The 1,820-nt window shown below is 63.4% G+C and carries 1 protein-coding gene; it reads left to right on the top strand.

Annotated elements, in window-relative coordinates:
* Nucleotides 1-1,820, top strand: a 1,820-nt coding sequence (locus AC1RL5_RS31835) for a hemagglutinin repeat-containing protein (protein ID WP_492590241.1), incomplete at both ends; no start/stop codon positions are given.

The raw sequence follows: 1,820 nt of genomic DNA on the forward strand, positions 1-1,820 counted from the left end.
GTGGTCGAGGCCGGGAAAGACCTGACCCTCAACACCAGCAAGAAAGCCGATGGCGGCATGAGCATCAACGGTGGCCGCGATGTCACGCTGATCGGCAGCCAGCTCAAGGCCGGTGCAGACTTGATGGTCGGTGCCACCGGTGATGTGGCGATCCTCTCCGGTGTCGAGGAGCACGGCTCCTACAGCAAGAAGACCAAGTCCGGTTTCCTCGGCCTGTCCAAAAGCGGCAAGAGCCAGTTGCAAACTACCGCGACCCAGGTCGGCAGCGAGCTGAGCGCTGGCAACGATGTGGTGGTGGCCGCGGGCAACGATATCCGCCTGCGGGCCAGTGAAGCCGTGGCCGGCAACGATGTGGAACTGCGTGCCGGGCTGGTCAAGGACAGCGGTGACATCAACCTGGTTTCGGCCAATGACACGGCCTACAGCCGTAGCGAGCAGTACAAGAAAAAAGTCGGGCTTTCCTCCTCCGGGGCCAGCGTCTCCTTTGCCTCGGCCAAGGAGTCCGGGCGCCAGGCGCAAAGCAGCACCAGCGTGGGCAGCCAGGTGCTGGCCGAGCGCGATGCGAGCCTGAAGGCCGAGCGCGACATCAATGTGGTGGGCAGCGGCATCAGCGCCGGGCGCAATGTCAGTCTTGACGCCGGACGCGATGTGAATGTGCTGGCGGCACAGAACAGCTCGGCGGAGCAGGACTGGAAGAAGAGCAAGCAAGTCGGCGTGGGCGTCAGCAGCGACGACAACGGTGTCAGCCTCTTCGCCGGTGCCGAGCGCAACAAGGAAAAGAATCGCGTCGAAACCCAGACCGCCGCCGCCAGCCAGATCAGTGCCGGTGCAGACCTGTCGGTCAACGCCAAGCGCGACATCAACCAGGTGGGTTCCGATCTTCGGGCCGATCACGACATCAACCTGGTGGCCGGTCGCGATATCAAGATCGACGCCGCCCGGGAAGTGCGGGTGACCGAGCAGCAGCGTGAAAGCGAGCGCAATGGCCTGGGTGTCACCATTAACCACAACTATGGCAAGACCAAGGACGCGGTCAATGGTGCCGGCGACGGTGAAAACAACACCAGCAAAGCCTCCAGCACCCTCAAGGCCGTCGACTCGGTCAGCCAGTTCCTCGCCGGGCCGACCGCCGACGTCAAGCTTGGCAACAGCAAGCAAAGCAGCAGCCAGGAGATCATCGAGCAGGGCAACCGCTCTTCAACTCTGCAGGCCGGCAACGACCTGAACCTCACGGCCAACAACGACGTGACCGTCAAGGGCAGTCAACTGAGTGCCGGGCGCGACATCAACGTCAAAGGGCGCGACGTCACCCTGGATGTGGCCAAAGGCAGCATCAGCGAGGAAACCCGCAACACCGAGATGTGGGGCGGCATCCACGGCGGCACCAGTGGCGGCTTCAAGATCGGCGTCGGCGGCAGCTTCGGCACCGCCAGCACCGAGAGCAGCCAAGGTTCCTCCACCGCCACCCAACTGGATGCCGGGCGCGACATCAACCTCAAGGCCAGCAACGACCTGAACCTGATCGGGACCCAGGCCCAGGCCGGACGCAACATCGACCTGGATGCCGGCAACGACCTGAACATTCGCGCCGCGCAGAACGATCACAGCAGCGAGAACAACCGCAACAGTGGTGGTGGGGAAGTGGGCTTCACCTTCGGCTCGGAAGGCGTGGGCGTCTACGCCAGCGTCAGCATGGGCAAAGGCAATCTGGAGCGTGAAGGCGAGCGCCAGCAAGAGGCTTATCTCTATGCCGGGGACCGGCTGGGCTTCACCAGTGGCAAGGACACCAACATTTCTGGTGCCAACCTGCGTGGCGATGA

The sequence above is a fragment of the Pseudomonas sp. GW822-FHT06D10 genome (assembly GCF_058799535.1).